20 protein-coding genes are annotated in these 24,032 nt (G+C 58.5%); 1 reads left to right on the top strand and 19 read right to left on the bottom strand.

The genetic code is table 11. From position 1 onward, the window contains the following. Positions 1 to 17 precede the first annotated feature (17 nt). From ACYQ01_RS19030 to nuoE, 19 genes are all read right to left on the bottom strand, one after another. The gene (locus ACYQ01_RS19030; protein WP_459935400.1) at positions 18 to 434 is read right to left on the bottom strand and encodes a response regulator; all 417 of its coding nucleotides are present in this window, start codon (positions 432 to 434) and stop codon (positions 18 to 20) included. Beyond that, positions 421 to 3,420, bottom strand: a complete 3,000-nt coding sequence (locus ACYQ01_RS19025) for a PhnD/SsuA/transferrin family substrate-binding protein (protein ID WP_459935448.1) — start codon at positions 3,418 to 3,420, stop codon at positions 421 to 423. The genes ACYQ01_RS19030 and ACYQ01_RS19025 overlap by 14 nt, the downstream gene beginning before the upstream one ends. Before the next feature lie 519 nt (positions 3,421 to 3,939). Continuing rightward, positions 3,940 to 4,509, bottom strand: a complete 570-nt coding sequence (coaD, locus tag ACYQ01_RS19020; protein ID WP_459935399.1) for a pantetheine-phosphate adenylyltransferase — start codon at positions 4,507 to 4,509, stop codon at positions 3,940 to 3,942. Between the two features lie 423 nt (positions 4,510 to 4,932). Further along, positions 4,933 to 5,718 carry a short-chain-enoyl-CoA hydratase gene (locus tag ACYQ01_RS19015; RefSeq protein ID WP_459935398.1) on the bottom strand — a complete coding sequence of 262 codons (786 nt, stop codon included), beginning with the start codon at positions 5,716 to 5,718 and terminating at the stop codon, positions 4,933 to 4,935. A gap of 76 nt (positions 5,719 to 5,794) precedes the next feature. Further along, positions 5,795 to 6,652, bottom strand: coding sequence for a 3-hydroxybutyryl-CoA dehydrogenase (locus ACYQ01_RS19010; protein WP_459935397.1), 858 nt, complete (start codon positions 6,650 to 6,652; stop codon positions 5,795 to 5,797). A 245-nt stretch (positions 6,653 to 6,897) separates the two neighbouring features. Next, positions 6,898 to 7,185, bottom strand: a complete 288-nt coding sequence (locus tag ACYQ01_RS19005; RefSeq protein WP_459935396.1) for a ferredoxin family protein — start codon at positions 7,183 to 7,185, stop codon at positions 6,898 to 6,900. After that, the gene (locus ACYQ01_RS19000) at positions 7,182 to 8,468 is read right to left on the bottom strand and encodes an FAD-dependent oxidoreductase (protein ID WP_459935395.1); all 1,287 of its coding nucleotides are present in this window, start codon (positions 8,466 to 8,468) and stop codon (positions 7,182 to 7,184) included. The genes ACYQ01_RS19005 and ACYQ01_RS19000 overlap by 4 nt, the downstream gene beginning before the upstream one ends. A gap of 32 nt (positions 8,469 to 8,500) precedes the next feature. Continuing rightward, positions 8,501 to 9,436 carry an electron transfer flavoprotein subunit alpha/FixB family protein gene (locus tag ACYQ01_RS18995; RefSeq protein WP_459935394.1) on the bottom strand — a complete coding sequence of 312 codons (936 nt, stop codon included), beginning with the start codon at positions 9,434 to 9,436 and terminating at the stop codon, positions 8,501 to 8,503. Positions 9,437 to 9,457: 21 nt separating this feature from the next. Next, a complete protein-coding gene (locus ACYQ01_RS18990) occupies positions 9,458 to 10,240 on the bottom strand; it encodes an electron transfer flavoprotein subunit beta/FixA family protein (protein ID WP_459935393.1) in 783 nt (260 codons plus the stop codon). Between the two features lie 17 nt (positions 10,241 to 10,257). Further along, a complete protein-coding gene (locus tag ACYQ01_RS18985; RefSeq protein ID WP_459935392.1) occupies positions 10,258 to 11,397 on the bottom strand; it encodes an acyl-CoA dehydrogenase in 1,140 nt (379 codons plus the stop codon). 154 nt (positions 11,398 to 11,551) lie between these two features. Then, complete coding sequence (locus ACYQ01_RS18980) at positions 11,552 to 12,214, bottom strand: 3-oxoacid CoA-transferase subunit B (RefSeq protein WP_459935391.1); 663 nt, start codon at positions 12,212 to 12,214, stop codon at positions 11,552 to 11,554. Positions 12,215 to 12,254: 40 nt separating this feature from the next. Continuing rightward, positions 12,255 to 12,974, bottom strand: a complete 720-nt coding sequence (locus tag ACYQ01_RS18975; RefSeq protein WP_459935390.1) for a CoA transferase subunit A — start codon at positions 12,972 to 12,974, stop codon at positions 12,255 to 12,257. A gap of 39 nt (positions 12,975 to 13,013) precedes the next feature. Further along, the gene (locus ACYQ01_RS18970; protein WP_459935389.1) at positions 13,014 to 14,264 is read right to left on the bottom strand and encodes an L-lactate MFS transporter; all 1,251 of its coding nucleotides are present in this window, start codon (positions 14,262 to 14,264) and stop codon (positions 13,014 to 13,016) included. A gap of 641 nt (positions 14,265 to 14,905) precedes the next feature. After that, positions 14,906 to 15,367: a hypothetical protein gene (locus tag ACYQ01_RS18965; RefSeq protein WP_459935388.1), complete on the bottom strand. Its 462-nt coding sequence runs from the start codon at positions 15,365 to 15,367 to the stop codon at positions 14,906 to 14,908. A gap of 81 nt (positions 15,368 to 15,448) precedes the next feature. Then, positions 15,449 to 16,885: a Ni/Fe hydrogenase subunit alpha gene (locus tag ACYQ01_RS18960; protein ID WP_459935387.1), complete on the bottom strand. Its 1,437-nt coding sequence runs from the start codon at positions 16,883 to 16,885 to the stop codon at positions 15,449 to 15,451. A 13-nt stretch (positions 16,886 to 16,898) separates the two neighbouring features. Further along, positions 16,899 to 17,438 (bottom strand): NADH-quinone oxidoreductase subunit B family protein, encoded by a 540-nt coding sequence (locus ACYQ01_RS18955; RefSeq protein ID WP_459935386.1) that lies wholly within the window; start codon positions 17,436 to 17,438, stop codon positions 16,899 to 16,901. Positions 17,439 to 17,441: 3 nt separating this feature from the next. Further along, on the bottom strand, positions 17,442 to 19,436 hold the full coding sequence (locus tag ACYQ01_RS18950) for a molybdopterin-dependent oxidoreductase (RefSeq protein ID WP_459935385.1): 1,995 nt from the start codon (positions 19,434 to 19,436) through the stop codon (positions 17,442 to 17,444). Positions 19,437 to 19,458: 22 nt separating this feature from the next. Continuing rightward, a complete protein-coding gene (nuoF, locus tag ACYQ01_RS18945; RefSeq protein WP_459935384.1) occupies positions 19,459 to 21,369 on the bottom strand; it encodes an NADH-quinone oxidoreductase subunit NuoF in 1,911 nt (636 codons plus the stop codon). 22 nt (positions 21,370 to 21,391) lie between these two features. Beyond that, positions 21,392 to 21,862, bottom strand: coding sequence for an NADH-quinone oxidoreductase subunit NuoE (gene nuoE / locus ACYQ01_RS18940; RefSeq protein ID WP_459935383.1), 471 nt, complete (start codon positions 21,860 to 21,862; stop codon positions 21,392 to 21,394). A gap of 701 nt (positions 21,863 to 22,563) precedes the next feature. On the opposite strand from nuoE, the gene ACYQ01_RS18935 reads away from it, so the two are divergent. After that, on the top strand, positions 22,564 to 23,898 hold the full coding sequence (locus ACYQ01_RS18935; RefSeq protein ID WP_459935382.1) for a sigma-54 interaction domain-containing protein: 1,335 nt from the start codon (positions 22,564 to 22,566) through the stop codon (positions 23,896 to 23,898). Positions 23,899 to 24,032: the final 134 nt, after the last annotated feature.

The raw sequence follows: 24,032 nt of genomic DNA, 5'->3' as shown, positions 1-24,032 counted from the left end.
TGTCAGCGACAATGGACCTACTCGGTCCGTCCCTGTACGAAGGAAGCGCCCCGCGCGTCAAGCAGCCCGCGCAAGGCATCCACCAGCACGGTGCAACTGGGGGCGGGTTTTTTGATCACCTGATCTAGGGTGACGCCCAGGGAGGCCACTTCGGGAGGAATGTCGTACTTTGGCGTCCCGGTGTAGATGACGAATTTGAGAGCCGGCCGTTTGGCGTTGGCCGCCAGGATGAACGCGTTGCCGTTCATACCGGGCAGGCGCATGTCCACGGTGCAGGCGTCCACATGGGTCTTGTCCAGGACTTCCAGTCCCTCCTCGGCGCTGGGCACGCACAAGGCCTTGAAGCCGTAGTCCTCCAGGGCGTCGACGAGATTTTCCCGGATATGCTGTTCGTCGTCCACGACAAGGACCACAAAAGGTTCACTGGGCGTCACTTGGCCTCCACAGGGCCAAGCGCACGGTGAACCGTGTGCCCTGGCCTGGCTGCGAATCCACGTACAGGTCGCCGGAGTAGTTGTTGGTCAGTATGAAATAGCTCACCGAAAGTCCAAGTCCCGTGCCCTTGCCCACGCGTTTGGTGGTGAAAAAGGGTTCCATGATGCGTTTGCGGGTGGTTTCGTCCATGCCGGGGCCATTGTCTTCCAGCTCCACAATGGCCCGGTCCCCCTCCACTCTGGTGCGCAACACCAGCGTGGGCGTCTGGGACGGTTCGTACTCTTTTTCGGACATGGCCTGGGCCGCATTCTTGATGATGTTCAGAAACACCTGTTCCAGTTCCGTCTCCACAAAGCAGCAGTGCGGGTTCTCGGGACAGTACTCCTTGATGAAGTGCACGCGTTTGATATCGTAATTTTTTTTCAGATCGTAATCGCTTTGCACCAGTTCCAGGGTTTTGTCCAGAACCGCGGCCAGGGAGTAGACCATGCGGCGCGACTCACTTCGGCGACTGAAGTTGAGCATGCTCTCGACAATTTTCGAGGCCCGAAGGCTGGCCTGGTTGATGTCGTCGAAATACTTGAGCACGTTTCGTTCGGTGAGATAAGCATGCAGGAGTTCCAGATCGATTCCCAGGCGTTCGGCGGTGTCCCGGTTGGCGGGGAGACCGGTCGAGGTGCGACGCATGGCGTTTTGCACGGCCTGCACGATGATACCCAGAGGATTGTTGATCTCGTGGGCCATGCCGGCGGCCAATCCGCCCACCGAGAGCATTTTTTCGTTCTGGATCATCAGTTCTTCCATGCGCACCCGGCGCGTGACGTCGTCAATGCGGATGACCGCTCCCCCTTTTTCCGTGTCTTTGAGCGGATAGATGGTGACGTCTTCCCAAACCTGTTCCCCGTCGAGCTGGCGTTCGAGTCGCGGCAGGGAGCGCAACTGGCTGTTGCTTTGCGCCAGGAGCAATTCCTCGGACAGCTGGTCCATGCCGTCGAAAGCCTCGATGAGGGGGCGCCCCCGCGCCTGGTCGAACGGTATCCTGGCCCGGCGTGACGCCAGGTCGTTCCACAGACTCACGCAGCCTTGGCGGTCGACGCACACCAGCACTGACGGCATGGAGTCGATGAGGTTTTGCAACAGGTTCTTCACCCGTTCGAGTTCCATGCGAATGAGATGGCGGTCGGTGATGTCGCGATTGCATCCCCGGCGTCCGAGCAGGGTCCCGTCCGGGCGGCGAATGATCGAGCACCGGTGGTTCACCCAACGCACTTCGCCGGAGGGGTCGAGCAGGCGAAAGTTCAAGTCGCACGAGCTCTGTTCGTTGGAGTACACCCACTGGAGGTGCTCGCTGATCATGGAACGGTCGTCGGGGTGGACCAGACGGAGGAACAGACCCGGGTCGGCGCAGAACTCTTCGGGGTCGCATCCGGTCATCTGGCGGCATGCCGGAGAAACGTAGAGATAGCGCCCGTCCGTGCCCATCCAGTATTCCCAGTCCGTGGTGAATTCCGCCACGGTGCGGTATTTTTCCTCGCTTTCGCGCAGGGCTTTTTCAGAAAGTCGAAAGTCCGTGATTTCCAGAGAGAAGCTGGCCAGGTGAATGATAGCGCCCGTTTCGTTCAGCACAGGCCAGATGCGAATGCGAAAATAGCGCCCGACGCGTTCCTCTTCGAAAAACTCGGCCCGGCCCGTGGTCAACACCCTGGCGACGCGCTCCCGCCTCTGCACGGCAGACTGTTCGGGAAGCGTGTCGTACAGGCACTGGCCGATGAGCTCGGCGGGGGTGCGCCCCCGCCGGCTGGCCGCAATATTGTTGATATCGAGAATGATGCCCTGCGGATCGATGAGGATCACGGAATCCGATGTGGAGTTGAAAAGCGAACGGATGCGCGTTTCTTTCTCCGTGAGAAGGCGTTGTGTTTCCTTCCTGGCGGCGAGTTCCCGACACAACTGCTCTTGGGAGGCCCGCAGGCGCATGCTGACACGAGACATATAGGCCAGGCCCAGTCCGGCGCCAAGCAAAAGGCAAAACGCCAAAGCCACGGCGCCCCAGTACTGCTTGAGCACCTCGACCGGATCTATGCGGTTGTAGCGTTCGTACGGGGTGACTTCCAGGGTCTTGAGCAATTCCCGCACCGGTTCATAGCTCAGGGGAATGGTCCATCCCAGGACGATGTTCTCGTCATGCACGGCATGAGGCGTCATGGTGAAAAGAGCGGCGGCAACTTTTCTGGATAATTCATCCGGGACATGCGCCAATCTGGCGAAAGCCCACTCGGGATACAATGGCGTGCTGACCAGATACGGAAAATCGGCCGGTATTTTGACCGGGCCGGTGTAGGGCAACACCTTGACTTCGGAGAGATCGAGCTTGCCTTCGGCGACCATGTGTTCAAGCGTGTCGGTCCGCACGCAACCGGCGTCGACCTGTCCCGAAACGACCGCCCGGACCACGGCGTCATGCGTGCCGAGAAAACTGATGAAATCGAAATCGCTTTGCGGGTTGATCCCAGCTTGCTTGAAAACACCCCATTCGCTCAGCCACCCCCCCATGGACATGGGTTCGACCGCGGCGAATCGTGATCCCCTCAAGTCCTCGTATGATCGAATATCTTCCCGTGTCGACCGGGTAAAGATCACGCCGCCGAAGTGCGTGGTTTCATGGCCCTGAAAGATGTTACGCACCGTGGCGATGCGGTTGACCCCGAACCGGTGCTCCATGTCAATGTAAATGGAGGAATTGGAAATTAAAAAATCAATGCGCTTTTGCGTAACCGCATTGGATACTTCATCAAATCGAAGAGGAACGATTTCAATCGGAGCAATATGAAGAAGCTTTTCCAGTGAAGTGGCGGTAGGTTTCCACTGCTCCTGGCAAAAATCTACACCGCGATTGGCGAGAACACCGATTTTAAAGGCATGCGCTAAAACAGCACTCTGAGGAAGCAAGACACAAAGGAAGACAAAAAGAAAGATTCTGAACATCCAGGCTGTACGATAGCGCATGGTCATGCTCACTTTGTAAGGCGGCAGTGGAAACGCAACAAAATCACACGGGAAACGACTCTATTCTTGTTCTCAAACAACAGGAATCGCCAGGTAGGGCGGTATCATGTCTCTGTTCCAAGAATATTTCATTGGAACGTAGAGCATATCATGTCTGGTAGCAAGCATTCGACAGGAGAACTTCTGGAAAGGTGGCTATTAAGCTGGATGACGCAATACGGAATGCAATTGCGGCTTGTGATGAATACGAGATAAGAAAAAAGAGAAAAAGGCGGCGTAAGGTGACACCGCCTTTTGCTTTGGGCCGGAAAGCAGGCATATTTCCGGCTAAGCCATTCGCCGGAAAGGTGTGGCGCGACGAATGGGGGGACAACCAGTTCAGACGGATGGCAAGGATTTGCACGAACCCGTCAGGCTGTTGCGAAGGATTTTCGCAAGAAGTTGGCTATGCAACAAAAGACGTCAAAGAGTACAACCGGTCACAACCCAGGATTGAAGTTACGGCAATGGGTGCGAGGGTACTGACGCCGGATATGCCTGGGGAATTGGGGAATGGATGATATGTTTTCCCCGGGGAGGCCCGAATTTTTCGCGGAGCCGCCTGGAAACAGGGTCAGGCACGAGGCCTTTTACATCGCCGCCTGTCCGGTTGAGTTCCTTGATGATAGTAGAGCTTATGTAGAGCCATTTGAAATCCGTAAGCAAGAAAACTGTTTCGACATTCTCGTCGAGACGTCTATTCATGAGCGCCATTTGAAATTCATAGTCAAAGTCCGAAACAGCACGCATCCCTCGTAAAATCGCATCGGCGTTGCAGGAACGTACATAGTCGAGCAAAAGACCGCTGAACCCCACAGCGACAACACGGGGTTCATCGGCAAATACCTCCTGCGTCATTTCCACACGTTCATCCAATGTGAAAAGCGTCTGTTTCGGAGTGTCTCGGGCAATGGATACGATCACTTTGTCAAAGATCATGAGCGCCCTACGAACAAGGCTCACATGACCCATGGTCAAGGGGTCGAAGGTGCCCGGATAAACCGCGATACCGGAATGTGTGGTGGACATAGGCGATTCCCTAATAGATCAAGCCCGTCCGGAAAGAACGAAAAGTAAAAAGTTTCCGCTACGGACTACAATTAAGGTCGTGAGAAGGTCTTTCTAAAAGCAAAAGACCATATCCGCAACTTTGTGTCAGTTAAGCGAAGGCCACGGAGTGAAAGCGTATTCGAAAAAAAAAGACGGGCAATCGGCAGTCGAAAAAACTCTCCCGGTTGCTCGTCTCGTTTTTGCAAAACGAAGACTCAAACATTTCCACCCGCAGTGGCAGGTCCGAGGCGCATATACGGCAGGGAGTGTGCTTCTCGGTGGACTCCACTTTACAGGGCGGCATGTCTTTCACCTCTTACGCAGACTTTCCGCATCAAACTTGCAAGGTACTGCCAAAAAACGGCTGCCCCCGCCGGAAAGACGAGGGCAGCCGATCAAATGCTATTTGCCCTTGAAGGTGGCGGCGCGCTTCTCAACGAAAGCGCCCATGCCTTCCTTCTGGTCCTCGGTGCCGAAGGTCAAGCCGAAAGCTTCGCCTTCGTAGGCGCAACCGGTCTCGAGATCGGTATCCAGGCCTTCGTTCACGCAAGCCTTGGTCACGGTGACAGCCACGGGAGCCTTGCTCATGATCTTGCCGGCAAGAGCCTTGGCGGCGTTCATCAGCTCTTCGGGAGCCAGGACCTTGTTCACCAGGCCGATGCGGTACGCTTCGTCAGCGCCAATGATGTCGGCGGTGAAAAGCAGCTCTTTGGCGCGGCCTTTGCCGACCAGGCGGGGCAGGCGCTGGGTGCCGCCGAATCCGGGAGGAATGCCCAGGCCGACTTCGGGCTGACCGAATTTGGCCTTCTGGGAAGCCAGGCGGATGTCGCAAGACATGCACAGTTCGCAACCACCACCCAGGGCAAAGCCGTTGACCGCGGCGATCACGGGCATGGGCAGGTTTTCGATCTTGTTGAAGATCGCCTGGCCCTTTTTGCCGAAAGCGCGGCCTTCGGTAACGGTCATGGTGCGCATCTCGGTGATGTCGGCGCCGGCCACGAACGACTTGTCGCCGGAACCGGTCAGGATGACGGCCTTCACCGAAGAATCAACGATCAGCTCTTCGCACAGGGCGTTCAGGTCGTTGAGAACATCGGAGTTCAGGGCGTTCAGGGCTTTGGGGCGATTGATGGTGACAACGCACAGGCCGTTTTCTTTTTCAACAAGCAAGGTGGCGTATTCACTCATGATAGCAATCCTCCAGGTGTTAGAGCTGAGGAAAAGACAGCTTCACACTGCGCAAAGGGACTCGGGGGACCGTTCCTTATTTGGAATAGTCGTAGAAACCCTTGCCGGTCTTGCGGCCCAGGTAGCCGGCCTGCACCATCTTCTTGAGCAGGGGGCAAGGACGATACTTGGGATCACCAAAACCGTCGTACAGCACGTTCATGATGTAGAGGATGGTGTCGTTGCCGATGAGGTCGGACAGAGCCAGGGGGCCCATGGGGTGGTTGAAGCCCAGCTTGGCCACGGCGTCGATGTCCTCGGCGCTGGCAACGCCTTCAGCCAGGGTGAAGACGGCTTCGTTGATCATGGGGATCATGACGCGGTTGCCCACGAAACCGGGGGCGTCGTTGACCTTGACGGGGCTCTTGCCGAGCTTAACGGACAGGTCGTAAACGGACTTGTAGGTCTCTTCGCTGGTGGCCAGGCCATTGATGATCTCGATGAGCTTCATCACGGTGGCGGGGTTGAAAAAGTGCATGCCGATGAACTTGTCAGCGCGCTTGGTGAAGGAGCCCATGGCGGTCACAGGCAGCGAGGAGGTGTTGCTGGCGAAAATGGTGCTGGCGGGGCACAGACCGTCGAGGGTCTGGAAGATCGACTTCTTGATCTCCATGTTCTCAACGGCGGCTTCGACCACCAGGTCGACGGCGCAGCTGGAGGAGTCGAGGTCGACGACGCCCTTGATGCGGCCAGCGATGGCGGCCTTGTCGTCGGCGCTCATCTTGCCCTTTTCAACCATCTTGGACAGGTTCTTCTCGATACCGGCAAGGCCCTTGTCCACGAACTTCTGGTCGATATCGCGCAGATTCACTTCGAGGCCGGCTTGAGCCATAACCTGGGCGATACCGCTACCCATCTGACCAGCGCCGATAACCAAGACTTTTTTGATTTCCATGAGACACCTCCGGAAAGTAAGACTTCAGTAGTCTACAGTTGTTCTCTCACCAGGACTTAACACTTCGGACGGATCGCCGGGAGAAGCTGTTCTCTTTACGACTCGCTTTCGTATGTACATCGTTCAAGTCGTAAAGCCGCACATCGGCAGCGGTCCGCCGGCGCGGACCGCTGCCTAAGTGCTACATTGGTGCGAATCAGATGCTCATCGCATGCGACTTCCTCGAGAGGAAACCGCCTGGAGTTTTAACCATACCGATACATAACCCCAAAAGAGGGGCGGGGATGATCCCACTGCATGGCTTCGGGCAGCCGAGCGCACACGACACGGCAGGTACCGCATTCGAGGCAACCGGCAACTTCAAACTGCAGGACACCCTTTTCGTTGATGGTGTACAATCCGGCCGGGCAAACCACGGTCAGAGCGTACAAGGCTTTTTCGTCCAACTTGGACTGATCCACAATGATGTGCGGATTGCCTTCGTCAACAACGAACTTGTTCGCAGACAGCTTTTGTTCGACGCTCATGCTCATACGGCATTGCCTCCCTTCCAGGCGTCCTTGATAAAGCCAAAGACGCCGGCCTTGAGAACATGCGGGAGCAATTTCTTGCGCGCCAGCACCGCCGGTTCACCGGTCACGCGGAACAGATCAACAAAGATCTTTTCCACCAGATCGGGATACACCGTGTACGTGCGCGGCCCCTCGATGAACTCGGGAGCGTGCCGATAGGTGTTCAAGTCCTTGAGCACGAAGCTCTGCTCCAAACGCTGCTTGTAACCAGCCAAACCAGCCTTGCTGTAGTCGCCCTTGGCTTTGGCTTCGATGACGGTCTCGGCAGCCATTTGTCCAGAGGCAATGGCGTAGTCCATGCCGCGGACGGTAAAACCAAGGTTCACGCACAAGGCGGCGGCGTCGCCCACGACCAACAGGTTGTCAGCCACGAGCTCGGGGACCATCTTCAACCCGCCTTCGGGCACCAAGTGGGCGGAGTATTCCACAACCTTGCCACCCTCGACGAGAGGGGCAACGGCGGGATGACTCTTGAAGCGCTCCACCAGATCGGGAAGGCGAGTCTTCGAAGTGCTGATCTGGTCAACAGTCACGACCACGCCAAGGCAGAGGGTGTCTTTATTCGTGTAAATAAAGCCGCCACCGACTTGGCCTTCGGAAGGATCGCCGGCAAAAAGGCGAGCGACGCCTTCATTGCCGGTCACACCGAAGCGATCGTTGATGACCTGTTCAGACAGTTGGATGATTTCCTTCGCGCCAACACCCACCTCGTGAGGAGAGAGCTCTTTTTTCAAGCCTTCCTTCTGGGCCAGCAGGCTATTGACGCCGTCAGCAAGGATCACCATGTCGCAGGTCAGGGTATCATCCCCAGCCACGACACCAGTGATTTTGCCGTTTTCCTTGAGCAGAGAGTCAACCCGAGCCGGGCAGACAACGTCGCAACCGGCATTTTCGGCTTCGCCAGCCAACCAGGCATCGAACTCCGAGCGCAGCACGGTGTACGACGCGGCGGACGGCGAGGAACCGAACAACCGGGACTGGAAGTCCAGATTGAACGAGCTGTCAGCGGTCATCAAGGAAATGGTTTCCCTGGTGACCATACGCTGCACGGGGGCCTTATCGGCAAAGCCGGGAATGACTTTTTCCAGGCTATGCCCATAGAGGCGGCCACCGGTAACGTTCTTGGACCCGGGCGTGTCACCCCGCTCGAGCATGAGGACGCTCAGACCCTCTTTGGCCATGCAGTACGCGGCAGTACTACCGGCCAGTCCAGCGCCCACGACTATAACATCATAATCAGGCATGGTATGCCTCGTTACTCCACACTAGGCCGAGCCTAGCGATCTTTGAAGGCCTTGGTGATCACGGGCAGGACTTCCTTGATGTCGCCGAGGAAGTAGTAGTCCGCTTCACCGTTGATGGGCGCGTTTTCGTCTTTGTTCACGCTGACGATAACCTTGGAATCGCGCACGCCGTAGATGTGCTGAGCCTGGCCGGAGACGCCGGTGGCAAAGTACACCAGGGGCTTGATCACCTGGCCGGAGATGCCGAGGTAGCATTCTTCAGGCATCCACTTGAAGAACTCGGCGATGGGACGGGTGCAAGCAACTTCAGCGCCCATGGCGGCGGCCAGGTCTTTCGCCAAAGACAGTTCGCTCTGTTCGACGTAACCGCGGCCAACGCCGACCACGCGGGTGGCTTCGCCGAGGTTCACTTCGCCCTTTTCCTTGGGCTGACGCGCGACAACCTTGGCCTTGCCGGCGGCAGGAGCCAGGGTGGACACGGCGCCGGAACGCGAAGCGTCGGCGGCGGGCAGCTCAAAGGTTTTGGCGCCAACGGTGGCGACAACAATGGGAGCGGAAGTGGTCATGGTCTTGAGGGCCAGACCGCCGAACACCATACGGCTAGCGGTAATGGTGCCGCCGTCGATGGTGATGCTCTTGCAGTCGGACACGCAAGGGGCGTCGAGCAGACCAGCCAACTGGCCAGCCATGGTACGACCACGCTTGGTGGCGCTGATGAGGATGACCTGAGGCCCTTCGGCCTTGGCTTTCTCAGCGATCACCGGGGTGTATTCTTCCCACATGGCGTCGGCGGCCAAAGGCAGGGCGAAGGCGGCTTCAGCGCCAGCGGCGATAGCTTCCTTGGCGGCGGCTTCGTCCCCGGCCACAAAAGCGATCACCTGGGCCGAAGATTTGCTGATCTCTTTCGCGCCACCAACCAGCTCGCAAGCCAGCTGCGCATTTTCGGCAATAACATATATTGCGCTCATGTATGCTCTCCTTCTCTGCCTTTAGAGGACGCCGTCGGCGGTGAGCTGGCTGACCAGTTTCTTCGCCGCGTCCGCGATAGAAACCCCATCGGGGTTCATGTGGATCTTCTTGCGCTTCACCTCGGGGGCCAGCACGCTGACGGTGGCCAGCTGGGGCTTGATGGCGTCGGCGTTCAGGCCGGCGGCATCAAGCGTCATGGCGGCGCTGGGTTTTTTCTTCGCGCCCAGGATCTGCTTCACGCTGGGGATGGGGGGATCGTTGACGTCGGGCGACACGGAAATGACAACCGGTCCGCTGACTTCAATGGTTTCCAGACCATCATCCAGTTTACGGCTGAGCTTAAGAGCGGTGCCGGAGACTTCCAAAGCGCTCACGTAGGTCACGGAAGAAGCACCGAGCAGGGCGGCCACGCGGGCGCTGGTCTGCTGGGCGTACTCATCGTTGGAACCTTCGCTGCAGATCACCACGTCGGCATCGCCGAGCGTCTTGATCATGGCGGCAAGAACCTTGGCGGTAGCGCCGCTGTCGACATCAGCCATGGCGGCGTCACTCAGGTAGGTGACGGAATCCAGACCGCGCGACAAGGCGTCCTTGCACGAAGGTTCAGTGTTCACGCCAGCGGTGATGCCGACGAGTTCGCAACCAGTGGCGGCCTTGATTTGAACTCCAGCCTCAATGGCGTTGCGGTCGAACTCGTTCAACGTCCACTTCGCTTTCTCAAGGTCGAGCTTGCGAGTGCTTTCGTTGACGCGAATGTCCGCGCCGTCCAACAGCCATTTATAGCACACAATGACTTTCTTCATGGATACTCACCAAAGAATTAAGCAAGAATGTTGCCGGCGATGACCATCTTCTGGACTTCGCTGGTGCCTTCGTAGATTTCGGTGATCTTGGCGTCGCGCATCATCCGCTCGACCGGGTAGCTCTTGGTGTAGCCGATGCCGCCGTGGATCTGCACGGACTTGGTGGTCACGGCCATGGCGGTCTCGGAAGCGAACAGCTTGGCCATCGCGGCTTCCTTGCTGAAGCGGGCGCCTTCTTCCTTCATGCAAGCGGCGCGGTAGACCAGCAGGCGGGCGGCGTCGACGTTGGTCGCCATCTCAGCCATGTACCACTGGATGCCCTGGTTGGCGCTGATGGGCTTCTTGAACTGCTTGCGCTCCTTGGAGTAGGTGATGGCGGCTTCAAGAGCACCCTGAGCGATACCCAGAGCCTGGGCGCCGATGCCGATGCGGCCGCCGTCCAGGGTCTGCATGGCGATGGCGAAACCCTTGCCTTCGGCGCCCAGCATGTTCTCGACGGGCACTTCGCAGTCCTTCAGGATGATCTCAGTGGTGGAAGAAGCGCAGATGCCCAGCTTGTCTTCGACCTGGCCAACCTTGAAGCCGGGGAAGCTCTTCTCGACGATGAAGGCGGTGATGCCCTTCAGGCCGGCGGCTTTGTCGGTCATGGCGAACACGATGAAGGACTCGGCGTAGGCGCCGTTGGTGATGAACACCTTGGAGCCGTTGATGATGTACTTGTCACCCTTCTTCTCGGCCACGGTCAGCTGCGAAGCGGCGTCGGTACCAGCGCCGGGCTCGGTCAGGCAGAAAGCGGCCAGCTTTTTGCCGGAAGCCAGGTCGGGCACGTATTTTTTCTTCTGGGCGTCGGTGCCGAACTTCATGATGGGATGCACGCCAAGGGACATGTGGGCGGACAGGATAACGCCATGCGTGGCGCACACGCGGGAGAGTTCCTCGACGGCCAGGACGTAGGACAGGGTGTCGCCGCCGGAGCCACCGAACTCTTCAGGAATCGACAGACCGAGGATACCCAGCTCAGCCATACGTTTCACGGTCGCTTCGGGGAACTTGTGGGTTTTGTCGATTTCAGCGGCGATGGGCTGAACTTCGTTCTCGGCGAATTCACGAACCATTTTCTGAATCAGGACCTGTTCTTCGGTAAGATTGAAATTCACGGCATCCTCCTGGATGGTTAGAAGTTCGAGTCTGACCGCATGCCTATGGGGTGCGATTCAGACGCTTTATTACGAATGAAAGTTCTTTGCAATAAATTCAATCGTAAGGGTGGTTATTTCTTATTCGAAATAACCACCCTCCGAGTAGAGATACCTAGCTCGTGCGATACTCGCAAAGGTCAGGGGACACGGTGAAATCCGCATCCGTAATGGCCCTGATGTCGTCGACGGTCATGCCGGGAATGATTTCTTTCAGCACGAGACCTTCTTTATTGACGTAGAAAACAGCCTTGTCCGTGACGATGACGTTCACCAAGCCATAGCCGGTCAGAGGCAACGAGCATTTCTTGAGAACCTTGGACTGACCCTTTTTGTCAACATGCAACAAGGTTGCAATGACTTTTTTCACGCCACCGCAAAGGTCCATGGCGCCGCCAGGGCCAGGAGTGAATTTACCAGGAGCCAGTGGGCGCGCCCAATTGGCGATGCTGCCTTCCTGGTCGACTTCAAGAGCGCCAAGAATGGTAACGTCAATATGACGGCCACGAATCATCCCAAAAGAAGCGCACAATTCGAAGATGGAAGCGCCGGGAAGCAGTGTTACGGGCTGCGATGCGGCATTCGCCACATCGCAATCTTGCTTGCCAAGTTCGGGGGTCCCGCCGAAGTTCAAGGCGCCGTTTTCCGTCTGCAGGAATATATTGATGCCTTTGGGAATGTAGTTGGCGACGAAAGTCGGAATACCAAAACCCAAATTCACTGCTTGGCCGTCACAAAGTTCCAAGGCGGCCCTCTGGGCGATTATATTTTTCGACATGGTCATTTCCTTTTTGATTCTGTAGGGTTCGGGTCGATACTTAGGACTTGAATTGCTTTGTGCGAACCCACAGGTCCGTATACGTTTTCTGCTGCTCTTCCAAGGTCATGCCCAGAGCGATTGACTGGACGTAGATGCTCGGAGTGCCCACCATCCGGGGGTCGATATCGCCGATTTCAACAATCTCGTTGACTTCGGCGAGAGTATTTTTGGTGGCAGTTGCGATGACGGGGTTACAGTTCATGGAAATTCCACGGTATTCGATATTGCCCAGCTTGTCTGCGCGCCATCCCTTGATGATTCCGAAGTCGGCGCTCAAGGGAGGCTCAAGGATATAATCCTGCCCCTCGACGTTGATAATTTGCCGACCTTCTTGAGCGAAGGTGCCAAGTCCGATGGGCGTCAACACGCCGCCAAGACCGGCGCCGGCGCAACGAACCTTTTCAGCCCAGGTGCCCATGGGATAATAATCCACCTCGACGTCTCCCGCTTTGAACACCGCCTGCAGTTCGGGGCAGGTCCCGGTATGCGAGGTGATGAACCGCTTGACTTGCTTGTTGGCGAAAAGAGGAGCCAAGTCGAAGTTGCCACCAGGGTATGTAGACACATCCGACATAAGGATGAGGTCTTTGACGCCCTTTTTTACCAAAGCTTCGATACTTTTCAAGGGGGAGCCAACGCCGAGGAAGCCGCCAATCATAATGGTGGCGCCGTCTTCGATCTTGTCGACGAATTGCTCAATCGTAGTGACCTTATTCATGATGAATCCTTATATATGCTTTGATTAAACTTGGATCTGCTAGACCTTTTGCTTCTTATGCTTCGCCATGGCGATAAGAACCAGCACTATGCCAAGTCCGCACAGACCGGCGGCGATGAGAAAAGCCTGACCGTAGTCACCATGGTTCATGTCGCTTATCTTGGCCGCAAACGTGGGGCCAGTGAGAGCGGAGACACCAAACGCGGTGAACAACACGCCGTAGTTCATGCCGAGGAACTTGGCGCCGAAATTGTCAGCCGTGATGGAGGGGAAAATACCCATGACGCCGCCGTAGCACAACGCGATGGCGACCGTGATGATCAAGAACACCGGCAAGGTAGACACCTTGGCGAGGGCGAGCATGGCCACGCCTGAAATCACGTACATAAGCAACACGGACATGTAACGGCCGATTTTGTCGGAAATCCAACCCCAGAAAATACGACCCAGGGTGTTGGACGCTCCCAAGGCGGTGATGACGATTGCCGCGGCTTCACCAGGGGTGATGCCGGTCGCCTTCTGGGCGATGGGCGAGGCGTGGGCGATGAACATGAGGCCGGAGATACAACCCACGACGTACATCAACCAGAGCACGTAGAAAATGGGATCGCCCAGCATCTCTTTCCAGTTCTTGTCGATACTGGTCGCGTGAGATGCCCCAGCGGCGGGAGCGGGCGGAGTCCATCCTGCCGGAACGTACCCGGCGGGGGGAGCGGTAATAAGAAGGGAGCATGCACAGATGATAACGAGGAAGATAACGCCCAGCAGCTTCAGGGTGTCGAAAACTCCCGAACCGGGAACGGTTCCGGAAAAGTACGTGATGAGTTGCTGGGACAGCGGACCGAGAAGGACGGCGCCGGAGCCGAATCCGCCAACCACCAAGCCTGCCGCCAAGCCGCGCTTGTCGGGGAAGAACTTGACCGTGTTGGGGACCGTGCAGCCGTAAACGATGCCGATGCCGAGGCCCCCAAGGACGCCATAGGTGGCGTAAATCATCGAAAGGCTATGGGAGAAACCTGCACCGACAATTCCAAGGGCAAAAACGATACCGCCGAAAAATATGATTTTCTTAGGGCCTTGTTTGTCTTGAAGTTGTCCTGCGACAATCATTGCGAGCGGAACCAAACCGAGATTGAGCGAATATGCAATAGAAATTTCAGCGTTTGTGCAACCAATGGCTTTCATTAGAGGATTTCGAAATATGCTCCAAGCATATGCCGAACCGATAATTAAATTGCAAATCAGGCTGGCAAAAAGAATCAGCCAACGGTTCACCTTGGTTCCGGGCATTGTGCCTCCTCTATGCTCTACATTCCGGTTTTTGGGCCAGGGACAGCCTTAAAGCAAGCCGCATGCCAAACGTGATCCCCTGGGGCTCGGCACCTCCTTTTCCCTTGTTTTGCGCATGAAGAAATACGTCTCTTCATGAGCCTTCAAACAAAATTTAGCTGGTTCTTGCTGATTCACTGAACACTACATAATAATGGCCTTTGTGGCAAAACTTTTTTTAGGCACCAAACTTGCAAACTTAAATTATCCCCTGGCGAGTTCTTTAAACCCTCCCTGTTAGGTGTGGTGTTTGTCGGATGGCAATTTATCATAACACATTGAAATTTAATTACTAATTTGAGACATTGTGTGCCGTGTCATACCGCTTCATGCGGCTTTTCATGTCGGCGATGTGTACTTATAAAGAGCAATTCGTAGGTTTGACTGGGGAATCGTTTCTTCTGGATGGCTTGGGGGATTGTAGTGTTGTGATGAGGCTTCTCTTCCTTCATTCTATTTGATTGCATGTATATGGTGTAAATGTTTATTGGGTGAAGTATGTTGTGTGTTTTTTGTCTTGTTTTGTAGTAATATGAAAGTTCGTTTGAGTAGTCTTTAGTCGTGCGGGAAACATCGTGAACAAGAAGCGCTTCTTCCTGTTATCATGTCAATAGCTGCTCTTTCCACCAAGTCGTAAAAGCGGTGAAGGCGTCATACACACTGGAAAGACATTGAGGCGTGAGCTCTTCCGTGAAGTCGAAGGAATGCCCCGTCACGGTGAGCAGAAAGGCTTTGGCCGGTTTCGGCAACCCCAGCTCGTCCATGAGGGCCAGAAGGCGACCGGGGCTCATGATATGAAGGTTGGCGCCGGGTGGGCTTGAATCGGGGCGTACTTCCGTAAAACGATAGCCATTTTCCAGAGGTTGGGCATGGGCGTCGACGAAGAGGACGAAATCCATTCCGGCCAGATCGTAAACCGTTTCGGGCAAAAGCTGCAGTTCGAGCGACAGTTCCGCCGCGATGCCTCTATTTTCCAGCCATTGATGGATCATTGGGGCCAAAACATGCCCCACCCTGTCGTCTTGACGGTAGCAGTTACCGTATCCCGCGATATACATTCGCATCACACACCCGCATATGTGTTTCGACCGTGCGCATGGTCGGACGCGCCCGGAGCATGGCTGTTCCGGGCGCGTCGCATGTATTTAGTGGCTTGAGCGCAGTTGCTGTAGGAGATCACCGGCCTCGGTTTCGATATTCACGAGCAAAGGCATTTGTCCCACGGCGTGGGTGGAGCAGGACAGGCAGGGGTCGTAGCACCGTATGACGTGTTCCATGCGATTCAGAACGCCCTCGCGGACTTCGCCTCCGGTTATGTATTCCCTGGCCACGGCCTCCACACCCTTGTTCATGGCGTAGTTGTTGTGTCCGGTGGCCACGATGAGGTTCACCTTGGTCACCACCCCTTGTTCGTCCACTTCATAGTGGTGAATAAGGGTGCCGCGCGGGGCTTCGACGATGCCGATGCCCTGCGGCCTGATTTCATTGGAGGTGACGCGCAGGTCCGAGCCCAGAATGTCCTTGTCCACGGCCAGCTCTTCGATGCGCTCCATGGCATAGAGGGCTTCGATGAGGCGCGCGTAGTGGTAGTACATGGTGGAATGGACGATGCCGTCCTCGCTGCTCTTGCGGAACTGCGACAAGGCGCTGGCCGCTTCGGGCGTGGCGATGTTGTCGCAGGCGTTGAGTCTGGCCAGCGGTCCCACGCGGTAGGCGCCGTACGGGTAGCCCAGGGGCAAGTAGAAGGGGAACTTCAGATAGCTCCACGGCTCCACGTGCTCCCCGATGAACTTGAAGTAGTCCGCGGTTTGGATCTCATCAAGAATGCGTCCTCGCGGGGCGCGCAGCCGAATGATGCCGTCGTAGAGTTCGAGCTGTCCGTTCTTGACTAGCCCCATGTAGGGCGTTTCCATGGTGGCGAAGCGCTTGGCTTCGTCGCCGTGGTCATCCAGGTATTTGGTGATGATATCCATGGCCGAGCGCAAACTGTTCTTGATGCCGGGCAGGGTGTGGAGGATCTGGTCGCGCTCCTCCATCTTGAGGGCCCGGGTCACGCCGCCGGGAATGCTGTGCCAGGGATGGATCTTCTTTCCTCCCAGCGTCTTGATGATTTCCTGGCCGAACTTGCGCATGCCGATGCCCATGAGCGCCAGGGACGGAAACTCCTGGGCCACTCCCGCGATGTTGCGCTTTTCCGGGGGCGCGTCGAACCCGAAAAGCAGGTCCGGGCTGGACAGGTGGAAAAACGACAGTGCGTGCGACTGAACGAACTGGGCCATGTGCATGAGTTCGCGCAACTTTCTGGCTTCCGGCGTCGGGGTGACGCCGATGATGTCGTCGCAGGCCTTGGCCGACGCCAAGTGGTGGCTCACGGGACAGATGCCGCAGATGCGCGGGGTGATCACGGGCATTTCGTGAAAGTCCCGCCCCTTGGTGAACACTTCGAATCCGCGGAACTGGGTCACGTGGAACCTGGCGTTTTTCACGGAGCCGTCTTCGCGCAGGGTCACGGTGATCTTGCCGTGGCCCTCGATGCGGGTGACGGGATTTATGACAATGGTCCGCTCGGTGTTTTTTTCCATACGGCGACCCTCTTTAGTCGAAACGCATCATGCTGGGGGGCAGCTTGGGAAGATTGCCCCGCAGCAGTTCGGTGAAGACGTATAAAATGGTGTCCGCATCGGGGGGACACCCCGGAACGTGCACGTCGATGGCCACTTCGGTATCGATGCCCAGCGCCTTGGGCAGGAGTTTGGGCAGGTCCTGTCCGGGCAGGATGGCTTCGGGGTTCACCGTGGTCACGGTGTCCACGTAGCCGCCGCGCAGCACGTCCTGGACCGGAATGAAGTTGCGCATGCAGTTGATGCCGCCGAACACCGCGCAGTCGCCCCAGGCGATGAGGATTTTGCACTTGGAGCGCAGTTCCTTGGCCAGGTGCACCTCCTCCTCGTTGCCCAGCCCCCCTTCGATGATGCCGATGTCCACCTGGGGAATGGTCTTGATGTCGGTGATGGGCGTGTAGGTCAGCTCCACGCTTTCGAGCAGCGTGGTGATGCGTTCGTCCACATCGAGAAACGACATGTGGCAGCCGGCGCAGGATTCGAGCCAGACCGAGGCGATGGTTGTTTTCTTCATGATCTACACCTCACTGGGGTAAGGGGCTGGCTCAACCATGTCCGGGGCGAGCTGGGCCTTGTACAGGTCCGTGGTGGCCGAGGACTCGGCGGGTTCGAAGTTCACGCCGAGCTTGGCGGCCAGGTCCCGCAGCAGGGTGTCGTGCTCCAGAAGGCCCGGCGGGGGAGGCACGATCATGTTCACGGCCTGGCGGTCGCCTTCCAGGGTGAAGAAGTGTCCGTCGCGTTCGTTCCACGCCTGGGCGGGCAGCAGCACGTCGGCCAGGTTGATGTAGGGATGGAGCTTGTAGGGCGTCTGGAGCACCACGAACTTCACCTTGGACATGGGTTCGAGCGAGGCGGAATTCACCGGCACCAGACCCATGAGTTGCACGAACAGGAAGTCGAGGTCCACCTGGCGCAGCCACGGCGTGTCGGAAAGCACCGTGCCCATGGTGCCCAGGCCGTTGCCCATGCGGATCATGGGCACTACGGCGATGTCCTTGCCGCGGAAGGCCTTGAGCTTGATGGCCAGGTTGACCGCGTAGGTCACGGCCGGCCACTGGTGGGCCAGCAGCGACCCCAGCACGAAGATGGGCTTTTTGGCCTTGGCCAGGATGTCGCGAATGGCCGCCACGGTCTGGGCGTGGGGGCCCGTTGGGGCTTGTCCGTCCATGGCCCGGATGATGGCCAGCACGAAGTCGGGGAATTCCTCGGGGGCCAGGCGGTGCTCCACGTCGCAGATGCCCTTGAAGGGCGCCACGCCGCTTGAGACGCACACCAGGGGGGCCTTGCGGTTGATGGCGGCCACGCGGATGTAGCTGGCCACCACCGGGGCTTCGTCCTGGGGATTGGCGTTGAGCACGATGACCGCGTCGCTGTCCAGGATGTTGCTGGCCGTGGTGAAGGGCCTGCACCCCTGGTCGGCGAAGTGCTTGAAACCGTTCTTGAAGCCGCGCAGCGAGTCGCCCCGGAAGCAGTCCACGTATTCCATGCCCAGGGCCTGGCGGAAGAAACCGCCGTAAAGGGTCAGCTCCTGGTTGGTGGCGTATTCGCTGAGGATGGCTCCGGCTCGCTTTCCGGCCAGGGACTCGCGCAGTTTGCGGGCCACCAGCCAGAGGGCTTCGTCCCAGGAGGCTTTGCGGAAGCTGGCGCCGTTGCGGATCATGGGCTCGGTGACGCGTTCGCGTTCCGTGGATTCGGGAAGCCACCAGCGGCCCCGATGGCAGAGCTGACCGCCGTCCGGGCTGTCGCCCAGCACGCCGCGAACCAGCACCACGCTGCCTGTGCGCACATAGGCGTTGATCTGGCAGCCCACCGAGCACATGGGGCAGATGCTTTTGACCACGGCGTCGCAGTCGGTGGTGCGGCCCCGGTAGGCGAACTGCCGCAGGGTGATGGTGCCGGTGGGGCAGACCTGGGCGCAGGCCCCGCACTGCACGCAGGTGTCGCTTTCGCCCAGGTTCACGCCCAGGTCCACGGCCACCCGGGCTTCCCAGCCGCGGTGGCACAGGTCCAGGGTATGGGCTCCGACCTTTTCGGCGCAGACCCGGATGCAACGCAGACACAGGATGCAGCGGTTATGGTCGAGCTGCATATGCGGCGAGCTGGCGTCGTTTTTGAAGTCCGTATAAAGAAAGGGATACCGCACGCTGTCCATGCCGTATTCAATGGCCAGCTTCTGCAGGACGCAGTCGCCGCTTTGCGAGCAGAACATGCAGAAGTGGTTTCGTCCGGCGAACAGAAGTTCCAGAATCTGCCGGCGGTACTTGACGAGCTTCTCGGTTTTGGTGTGCACCACCATGCCCGCTGTGATCTGCGTCGTGCAGGAGGGCAGCAGCTTGGGGCTGCCTTCCAGTTGCACCACGCACAGCCGGCACGCGCCGATGGAGGGCAGGCCTTCCAGGTGGCACAGGGTGGGAATGTAGATGTCGTGTTTGCGCGCAACATCCAGGATCGTATCGTTGGGATCACCCTCGCAGAGGTGTCCGTCTATCGTCAAGGCGATGGTGTTGTTCATGCATGTGCCTCCACGAGGTGCGTTAGACCTTGATCACGGCGTGCGCGGGACAGAACGACAGACAGTTTCCGCACTTCAGGCACGACGAACTGTCAATGACGAATGGTGTCTGCTTCTTTACGCCGGTTATGCACTTGGCGGGGCAGTGCTTGGCGCACAAACCGCACTTCTTGCACTTTTCCGCGACGATGAAATAGCTGATAAGGGCCGGGCACTCCTTGGCCGGGCACTTTTTCTCCAGGATGTGGGCTTCGTACTCGTGCCGGAAGTAGCGCAAGGTGGTGAGCACGGGGTTGGGCGCGGTCTGTCCCAGGCCGCACAGGCTCATCTCCTTGATCATCATGCACAGTTCTTCGAGGGTGTGGATGTCCTCGATCACGCCCTCGCCCCGACAGATTTTTTCCAGCAGCAGAAGCATCTGCTTGGTGCCTTCCCGGCAGGGGATGCATTTGCCGCAGGACTCGCGCTGGGTGAATTCGAGAAAGAACCGGGCCACGTCCACCATGCAAGTGTCTTCATCCATGACCACCATGCCGCCCGAGCCCATGATGGCTCCCACTTTCGAGAGCGATTCGTAGCTCACGGGCAGGTCCAGGTGCTCCTTGGTGAGGCAGCCGCCGCTGGGGCCGCCGATCTGCACGGCCTTGAACTCCTTGCCGCCCAGGATGCCGCCGCCGATTTCCATGATGATTTCGCGCAGCGGCACGCCCATGGGCACTTCCACCAGGCCGGTGTGCTTGATCTTGCCGGTCAGGGCGAAGACCTTGGTGCCCTTGGACTGGTCGGTGCCCATGGAGGCGTACCAGGCCCCGCCCTTGCGCATGATCTGGGGCACGTTGGACCAGGTTTCCACGTTGTTGATGTTGGTGGGCTCCTTCCACAGGCCGCTCACCGCCGGAAAGGGGGGACGCGGCTTGGGCATGCCCCGCTTGCCCTCGATGGAGGACATGAGGGCCGTTTCCTCGCCGCAGACGAAAGCGCCCGCGCCTTCCTTGATGTGCAGTCGGAAACTGAAGTCCGACCCGAAGATGTTGTCGCCCAGCAGACCGCGGTCCTCGGCCTGGGCGATGGCGCTCTGCAACCGTTTGAGCGCCAGGGGGTACTCGGCCCGGCAATAGATGTAGCCCTCGTCCGAGCCCATGGCGTAGGCCCCGATGAGCATGCCTTCGACCACGCTGTGCGGATCGCCTTCGAGAATGGAGCGGTCCATGAACGCGCCGGGGTCGCCCTCGTCGGCATTGCAGATGATGAACCGCTTGGGACCGGGCTGCTTGGCGCACATCTCCCATTTGAAGCCGGTGGGGAACCCGGCCCCGCCGCGGCCCCGCAGACCGGCGGTGGTGACCTCGGCGATGACTTCCTTTGGAGTCATGGCGTTCAGCACCTGCCCCAGGGCCTGGTACCCGTCGCGGGCGATGTATTCCTCGATGTCGTCGGGATTGATGGAGCCGCAGTTCTTGAGCGCTATGCGCAGCTGACGGCTGTAGAAGGGGATGTCGCCGTAACGCTCCACGCGCGCTTCGCCCTTGGCCGAGTAGAGCAGGCGCTCCACGGGCGTTCCGCCCACCAGATGCTGTTCGATGATGTCGGGAACGTCGGAGGCCTTGACCTTGCAGTAGAAAGTGCCGCCCGGATAGATCACCACAATGGGTCCCAACTCGCACAGGCCGTGGCATCCCGTGGGGATGACTTCGACCCCGGAGTTCTCGCCCAGCTTGGGAACTTGTTCGTTCAGGGCCGCGATGATCTGGGCGCTGTCGCCCGACGAGCAACCCGTTCCGCCGCAGACCAGCACGTTGGCGTGTTTGCCTTCGCCTATCATGGGCTCGCCGGGTTTTTGCTCCTGGGGGCCCTTGCGGGTTCTGACGAGCATCCGCGCGCTGACCCGGTCGCGAATTTCGGCCAGTTCCTCGAGCGTGTGAATGATGTGCATAGTGCTTGGCTCCTGCTTGGCGCTATTGAAACATGTCGAGGATCTTCACCAGCTTGCCAGGCTCCATTCCGCCGAAGGTCTGTTTGTTGACCATGATGACGGGAGCCAGGCCGCATGCGCCGAGACAGGCCACGGGCTCCAGGGTGAAGCGCAGATCGTCCGTGGTGCAGTTCTCCTGGATGCCCAGCAGGTCCTTGACGGTGGTCATGATGCGCGCGCTTCCCCGAACGTGGCAGGCCGTGCCCCGGCAGACGCGAATGATGTTGCGTCCGCGCGGTTTGAGGTGAAACTGGGCGTAAAAGGTGGCCACGCCGTAGACCTCGGCCTTGGGGATCTTGAGCTCGGTGTAGATGGTCTCCATGGCTTCCGGCGGAAGGTAGCCGAGAGCGTCCTGCACCTGCTGCAGAATGGGAATGAGCCCTCCCCTCTCGGTTTTCCAGTGGGATGTGATTTCTTTGGTCGTGTCCACGATGGTCTGGACGGAAAGCGCCATATCATACCTCCGTACGCGATAGCGGACTTCTATCGGCGTGGTTTGTCGATCGTGAAGGGGGGCGAACCCGCATGACGCCAGATGCAACGCGTTTTGCCCCGCAGGGGGTGTTTCCCGAGGCGGCAGCCGGCCCGGACAGCGGACGGACCGACGCCGTTTCGGTACGGTTTGCGCCCGCCCGAAGCGTCCGCGACCGGGGCGCGGGCCAAGCGCGACGCTCGGTACCGCCGTGGAGCGGACCGATGCGCACACATACCAAAACCGTCGGGAGATGGAAAACATTCGATGACATTTTTTCGCGACGCACACGCGGACGCATCCCCGCGTCCGAGGCGACGCACGGTGCTGACTGGACGGGGGGCGTGGTTCATGGGCGTTGTCTCCCTGGGCGCGGGACAATCTCTACCGCGTGAAAAGGCTTACGGCTTTCGGGAGAAAACGCGCGCGTCATGCCTTCGCGCGTGGCTCGTTTTCGGCCGGAAAGCCTTTTCATACGGCGAATCGTTGTCGGCCGCATGGCTTCCGGGAGAAAAGCACGTTTCATGCCATAAGGAATTGCCCCGCGATTTCAGTGAGTCAGCGATCAGGACTTGCTGGAACGCCAGGCAATGGACGAATTTTTCGTCCGTTTCCGTCCGGGCGTGTTGACCGTCGGCTATCCGTCAAGCACAATGCTTTTAAGAGCATCCCCGGAGACTGGCATGGCAAACGCCCCCACCCCCTTCCCCTGCGAATCCCTCAACGCCTTCATTGTAAACAGCGTGGCGGACGGCGTGTTTTGCGTGGACAAGGAGATGACCATTATCTTCTTCAACCAGGCGGCGGCGGATATCGTGGGGGTCCGGGTCGAAGACGCCGTGGGCCGCACGTGCCACGAGGTCTTCAACTATACGAATTGTCAGGAAATCTGTCTGCTCGCAACCAGCATCGCCCAGGAGCGTAGCTTCACCAACCGGACCTTGACCCTGGAGGGGGAGGGCGGCAAACGCGTCTGCGTTTCGGTGAGCGCGGCCCCACTCCGGGACGACCAGGGACGGGTGATCGGCGGGGTGGAGACGTTCCGGGACCTGGGGGTGGAGGCCTCGGGCCGTCTCAAGGACATGCCCTGCCAGGACAGTTTCACCACGTCGAATCCCTACATGGGCGAGTTGCTCAAGACCCTGCCGCTCATCGCCCAGAGCGACTCCACGGTGTTGCTGCTGGGAGAGTCGGGCACGGGCAAGGGGCATTTCGCCAAGGCCATTCATCGTCTGTCGGACCGGTCGGACGGACCGTTCGTGGATGTCAACTGCGGGGCGTTACCGGAAAACCTCATTGAATCCGAGCTGTTCGGCTACAAGGCCGGAGCTTTTACCGATGCCCGCAAAGACAAGCCCGGCCGTTTTCACCTGGCCGAGAAGGGGACCATTTTCCTCGACGAGATCGGCGACCTGCCTTTGCCCCTTCAGGCCAAGATCCTGCGGGTGTTGCAGGACCGCATTTTCGAGCCCCTGGGCAGTGTGGAAAGCGTTTCCGCCGACGTGCGCGTGGTGGCGGCCACCAACCGCGACCTGGCCCGCATGGTGGAGGACGGGACCTTTCGCCATGACCTGTTTTACCGGCTCAACGTGGTGCAGATCAAACTCATGCCCCTGCGCGAGCGGCGCGGGGACATTCCGTTGCTGGCCGAACACGCCCTGCGTCGCTGCCGCTTGGCCACCCGGAAGGACATCTCGGGTTTTGGCCGGGAAGTGCTCGACATCCTGCTGTGTTACGACTTTCCGGGCAATATCCGCGAATTGGAGAACATCATCGAATACGCCTGTATCCTCTGTCCGGGCGGTCCCATCGAGCCCGCGCACCTGCCGCTGCACATTCAGGCCGCCGTCCGGGCCAGACCCGCGGCTTCCCCCTTGACCATGGAGGCCGTCCGCTACCGGGCGGCGCGCGAAGCCGTGGAGCGCAACCGGGGCAATCGCAATGCGGCCTGCCGGGAGCTGGGCATTTCAAAGGATACGTTGCGTCGCATCCTCTCCCGCCAGGGCGTGGACGCATAATTCGTCCGTTCTGGCGGGGAGGACGCAGAATTCGTCCTTTTCGTGACGAAGTCCTATTTTTCTGTCGATTTGGTCGTCAAATCCCCGCAAACCGCTTGGCGCGGCGATCGGTGGGCGTTCAATGCGGAAGCGGG

This window comes from Fundidesulfovibrio butyratiphilus, from assembly GCF_054657235.1.
The sequence above is the reverse complement of the archived record's forward strand: the minus strand, read 5'-3'. Positions and strand labels throughout refer to the sequence as shown.